Below are 5,802 nucleotides of genomic sequence, written 5' to 3'. Positions count from 1 at the left end.
AAGGCGATGCTGGTGAAAGAAAAGCAGCAGCAACTGGAACGGATCAACGAAGAATTCTCTGTACTGATGTCTGAGCAGGGAAGGCTCATGGAGCAAAATAAATACCTGCAACAACAGCTGACAGGGGAAAAAGACCGGCTGCAGCAGGTACAGCAGGAATTCAAAGTACAGTTTGAAAATATTGCCCAGCAGCTTCTGCAACGCATCTCGGGTACCTTTATGGAGCAGAACAAAGTGAAAATGGATGATGTGCTGAAACCATTGTCCGAGAAGATCGACAACTTCCGCAGTAGCGTACAACAATCACTGGTGGCGGAAACTGCCCAGCGTTCAGAGCTGAAGAATGAGCTGCAACGCTTATTACAGCTGAATCAAACCCTGTCGAAAGAAGCGAATAACCTGACCAACGCCCTGAAAGCAGATACCAAGAAACAGGGTAATTGGGGAGAAATGATACTGGAAAGGGTATTGGAAGCATCCGGCCTGGAAAAAGGCGTACACTACTTTACCCAGGATGCTCAACGGGATGAAACCGGGCAGCTAAGAAAGCCGGATCTGATCATACAGCTCCCGGAAAACCGGCAGCTGGTCATAGATTCCAAAGTATCACTGAAAGCATATGAACAATATTGTAGTGCAGGTAATGAAGAGGATAAGAAGTATGCACTGAAAATGCACCTGCAGTCTGTAAAAAATCACATCAGTGAATTAAGTGCCAAAGCATATCATACACTGTATAAAAACACGACGGACTTTGTGATGCTGTTTATCCCCATTGAACCAGCTTATGCATTGGCCATTATGCAGCAGGAAGAAGATCTGTACGATTTCGCTTTCCGTAAAAGGATCATTCTGGTAAGTGTACCGTCTTTGCTGGCCACCATGCGTATTATTGATAACATGTGGCGACTGGATAAACAGAATAAGAATGCAGAAGAAATTGTGCGGCAGGGTAGTGCCCTCTACGATAAATTTGTAGGCTTTGCGGAAGATATGGGCTACATCGGCGCACACCTGAAGCGTAGTCAGCATTCCTATGAAGACGCTATGAACAAGCTTAACTCTGGTAATGGCAACCTCGTAGGCCGGGCGGAAAAAATGCGTAAACTGGGACTGGATAATAAGAAAGTATTACCCAAAGAAATGATCGCAGATTTACAGCCACCGGAAGAAGATCGGATAACAGTGATTCCGGCAGAATTTCCACCCGAAGAAGAAGCAGTTCCGCAAGCAGCAATAGCTGTCAATGGCCAGGAAAACACAGTAACGGAAGAGGAATAACGGGCCCGCCATTACGGTACCACGGAATGCTTTCGGGAGCAGTCCTGGATGGTAACAGTTCCTGTATCGAACACTTTCGGGAGCCGAACAGCAGCAGCCTTCATTATAACGCCTGGATCATCGAACGCTCGCCTGCTGCGGTCTATACACAAAGCTGAGGTACAGTGTAGCCATCAGCGTGATACCTGCAATCACATAAAACGTAAGCGGGAAATTAACGGACTGATTGTTATAAATAAATGCAGAGAAATAAGCCCCCAGCCCAATACCTGCTTCCATTGCAATATACATACTGGCGAGTGCACGGCCACGGTGTTCCGGCCGGCCCAGATCTACGGTCCATGCAGTAACTGCCGGCGCGTTAAGTCCTACAGAGATGCCGTACAAAACAGCTGCCGCCATCAGGAGTGTACTACTTCCGGCAAGCCCCATCATCAGCATAGAACCCGCCATCAACACAGCGGAAATCTTTAATACCGGCACGCGGCCATACCGGTCAGATACCTTCCCTGCCAATAAACGAATCCCAATAGAACTGGCTGTGAAAAAAGTATAGAACAATCCCTTATTGGAAATACCCAGGAAGGCACTGAAATCAGGAATCACTGTAAGGATAGCACCATAGCTGAAATAGGTGAGGAAAGTAATGATCACCGGCGACCATACCAGCGGCTCGAAAATTTCATTACCGGAGATCTTCAACAATGAAAACCGGAACCGCTGCTTATTCACCAGCGTTTCTTTCATCCCGATCAGTATTACCACAGACAATAATGCAAATACCGCCGACAGCTGGAACATAATGTTAATATTCCATCGTACCGCTACAAAACCGCCAATGGCAGGCCCCATCGCCATTCCAATGGTGCTGAACAAACCTACCATGCCCATCGCCTCTCCCCGACGCGTTACCGGCACCATATCAGACACATAGGCAGATGTACCGGTAGGTTTAAAGCCCGTTGAAAATCCATGAAAGAATCTTAACAGCAGGAAAGCCCCTACAGAACTTATTATCGGGTACATTAAGCTGCAAATAACACATACCAGTGAGCCAAAAATCATAACAGGCACACGTCCTATCGTATCCGTAAGTTTACCGCTGAAGGGTCGGGAAAGTCCTGCCATCAAAGTAAACAAGCCAATAATATATCCTTTGTAATCAGCGCCCCCCATCCGGGTAAGATAAGCCGGCAGCTCAGGAATCATCATATTGAAGCTGGCAGAAAAAAGAGCATTGCTAAGGCAAAGTAGAATAAAATGAAGACTGTAAATTCTCTCCGTCGACTGATACATGCACACAAAATTAGGAACAATGGTACAATTTTAGCAAAGTAATTGACACCTCCGGGAGCATGAACAAAAACAGGGCAAAGCCTGTTTATATTAACCGGCTGTTAAATCATGACAACCGTCATAGCTAACTATCTCCCGAAGTCGTAAATTTAAATAACCAAAAAAATTCAAGGATATGAAAATCGACATTGGTGTTTCAGCAGAAAACACAAAGAAAATAGCATTAGAATTAAATAAAGTATTGGCAGATGAATTAGTGATCTATGCTAAAACACGCAACTCTCACTGGAATATTGAAGGCGACAACTTCATGGAAATGCATAAGTTCTATGAAGAACAATATGAAGAGCTGGAAGAATATGCAGATGAAGTAGCAGAATATATCCGCTCCATCGGGCATTATGCAGAAGGCCGCTATGCAGACGTATTAAAGCTCACCAACCTCCTGGAATCAGAGTATTCCAATAACCAGAAAAAACAACTGCAGGAATTACTGGATGATCACGAAACAATTGTTCGTAATCTGCGCAGACTGATAGACGAATTTGACGAAAAATACAAAGACAAAGGCGCTGCTGATTTTGCCACCCAAATGCTGCAAAAACACCTGAAGTTGGCCTGGATGATTCGTTCTTATCTCAAATAATATCGCATTCATATAAGCAACGTGTTGGTAACAGTAACAGGCTGTCACTAACACGTTTTTAGTTTTAAGTAATTGGCTACATTTGTTAGTGTCACCTCTTCATCCCAAAAACAATAAAAAATGGATAATACTACGAGTGACCTCCGCCTGGCGGTACTGATAGATGCCGATAATATACCTTATCACAACATCAAGGGCATGCTGGAAGAAGTAGCGAAATACGGCAACCCCACTTTTAAAAGAATTTATGGCGACTGGACCAAACCAACAGTGGTAGGGTGGAAGGGGGTGCTGCTCGACTACGCCATTACGCCTATTCAACAGTATAGTTATACTTCCGGCAAAAATGCAACAGATTCGGCGATGATCATCGACGCCATGGATATTTTGTATACCGGTCGGGTAGATGGTTTTTGCCTCGTGTCCAGCGACAGTGATTTTACACGACTGGCCACCCGCCTGAGGGAAGCCGGTATGCGGGTGTACGGCATGGGAGAACAGAAAACGCCCAGTGCTTTTCGGGCTGCCTGCGATAAGTTTATTTACCTGGAAATATTACAGGTCAGGAAAAAAACGGATACTGATACTGACACCGACGCTGATACCGATACCGGTGGCAAACCAAAAGCCAGTAAGGGAAAACGGAATAGCATCAGTAAGGCCGATAAACAATTGATCACCCTACTTTCTACCAGTGTAAACGATATAGCAGACGAAGATGGATGGGCCTACCTCGGTGAGTTAGGAAATTTGCTGTTGAAGAAACAGCCGGACTTTGATGCCCGCAACTATGGCTTCAATAAATTATTACAGTTACTGAAAAGCTTTCCCAACTTTGAAATTGACATCCGGGAAAGTGGCAAGAAAACCGGGAAACTGGTATATGTACGAACAGTATAACCCATGGCATACAGACGAATCAGGATCATACAAGGTGATATCACCAAAATAACAGCAGACGCTATTGTCAACGCCGCCAACTCCTCATTATTGGGCGGTGGCGGGGTAGACGGTGCTATTCACAGAGCTGGAGGACCAGCCGTACTGGCCGATTGCAGAGTTATAATAGCCCGGCAGGGCGGTTGCAAAACCGGTGAAGCCGTGATTACCTCAGCAGGACGCTTACCCGCGAAGCATGTGATCCACACTGTGGGCCCGGTATGGAATAACGGAACATACAACGAAGAAGCATTGTTGGCCAACTGCTACCGTCATTCCCTGGAGCTGGCCCACAGGCATCACTTAACGTCAGTAGCCTTCCCTAATATCAGTACAGGGATTTATCATTTCCCGAAAGACCTTGCGGCATTTATTGCCATGGATACCGTAGTGAAATTTCTGGAAACACATCCGGAAATGGAAGAGGTGATTTTTGTGTGTTTCGATGAAGAGAATCTGCGTTACACAGAGCAGTACTACAACCTGAATATCCGCCCCGAAGAATAATTGCTGCCGGACGCGGTTAATCCGCCATACTAGCAGCTATACAAAAGGCTTCCCGTTTAAAGGAAGCCTTTTGTTTTATAGTGCGATGTGAAAAAGCGATGCTGTTAGAGTTTTGCGTACTTCGCCCAGGCGTAGATAAACATAGCAGCAAAAACTATAATGGCTACAGGTGCCAAGAAATGACCAATACTATCGCCAACTTTATAAAAGTTGGTGGTGTGTACTACTGTTAAAAGATTCATCAACATAGTATAATGATTTATTTAATTCCGGATGCAAATTAAAACTTTCGGGGCATATTCCCAATGAAAGGATTTATTACCAGGCGGTTAATTGCTGTATACACGTATCCAGTCTTGATTTGGCGAGAAAATTTTTTTCCAGTGCGCCGGCAAATGGAATAGGAGTATCCAGGCTGCCACACCGCATCACCGGGGCATCCAGCAGGGAAAAACAGTGTTCGGCGATCCAGGCGCTGATTTCGGCGCCAAAGCCACCAGTCAGGGTATCTTCGTGGAGCACCAGTACCTTGCCGGTAGCCGACACTATATCCCGGATAGCGCTATAATCCAATGGTACCAGGGTGCGCAGGTCCAGGATACCGATAGATATCTCCGGGTGCTGTGCAGCATACTCCATAGCCCAATGTACGCCACTGCCATAGGTGATAATGCTGATTTCTTCTCCAGGCTGTACCAGCGCGGCTTTGCCTATTTCAATGGTATAGTAATGCTCCGGCACAGGGCCGCTGATGCTGCGATATAGCGCTTTATGTTCAAAGTACATGACCGGATTAGGGTCGGCAATAGCCGCTGTGAGCAAGCCTTTGGCATCTGCAGGGGTGGCTGGGTACACTACTTTGAGACCGGGAACGTGTGTGAACCAGGCTTCATTGCTTTGAGAATGAAAGGGACCGGCGCCAACGCCGGCACCAGTAGGCATACGGATCACCACATCGGCATGTTGTCCCCAGCGGTAATGTATTTTGGCCAGGTTATTTACCACCTGGTTAAAACCGCAGGTAACGAAATCGGCGAACTGCATTTCCACCACACTCTTGAATCCAGCGATAGACAATCCCAGGGCAGCGCCAATAACAGCGCTTTCACATAAAGGGGTGTTGCGTACCCTGT

Annotated in this window: 6 protein-coding genes; 4 read left to right on the top strand and 2 right to left on the bottom strand. The window is 46.1% G+C overall.

The genetic code is table 11. The annotated features are described in order from the left end of the window. Positions 1-1,281 (top strand): DNA recombination protein RmuC (locus VIP81_RS10625; protein WP_331959651.1); only part of this gene is annotated, 1,281 nt, incomplete at its 5' end. A gap of 117 nt (positions 1,282-1,398) precedes the next feature. Here VIP81_RS10625 and VIP81_RS10620 read toward each other — a convergent pair. Next, a complete protein-coding gene (locus VIP81_RS10620) occupies positions 1,399-2,577 on the bottom strand; it encodes an MFS transporter (protein ID WP_331959648.1) in 1,179 nt (392 codons plus the stop codon). 175 nt (positions 2,578-2,752) lie between these two features. Here VIP81_RS10620 and VIP81_RS10615 point away from each other — a divergent pair, with 175 nt between their 5' ends. The 3 genes from VIP81_RS10615 to VIP81_RS10605 all read left to right on the top strand — a co-directional run bounded on the left by VIP81_RS10615 (position 2,753) and on the right by VIP81_RS10605 (position 4,669). After that, positions 2,753-3,223: a Dps family protein gene (locus tag VIP81_RS10615; protein WP_331959645.1), complete on the top strand. Its 471-nt coding sequence runs from the start codon at positions 2,753-2,755 to the stop codon at positions 3,221-3,223. A gap of 120 nt (positions 3,224-3,343) precedes the next feature. Beyond that, on the top strand, positions 3,344-4,123 hold the full coding sequence (locus VIP81_RS10610) for an NYN domain-containing protein (protein WP_331959642.1): 780 nt from the start codon (positions 3,344-3,346) through the stop codon (positions 4,121-4,123). 3 nt (positions 4,124-4,126) lie between these two features. Then, positions 4,127-4,669: an O-acetyl-ADP-ribose deacetylase gene (locus VIP81_RS10605; RefSeq protein ID WP_331959639.1), complete on the top strand. Its 543-nt coding sequence runs from the start codon at positions 4,127-4,129 to the stop codon at positions 4,667-4,669. Positions 4,670-4,987: 318 nt separating this feature from the next. Here the strand turns inward: VIP81_RS10605 and VIP81_RS10600 are convergent. Further along, positions 4,988-5,802 (bottom strand): alpha-ketoacid dehydrogenase subunit beta (locus tag VIP81_RS10600; RefSeq protein ID WP_331959636.1); only part of this gene is annotated, 815 nt, incomplete at its 5' end.

Source organism: Chitinophaga sp. (assembly GCF_036566945.1).
Taxonomy (GTDB): Bacteria; Bacteroidota; Bacteroidia; order Chitinophagales; family Chitinophagaceae; genus Chitinophaga.
This window is presented reverse-complemented; position numbering and strand designations above follow the sequence as displayed.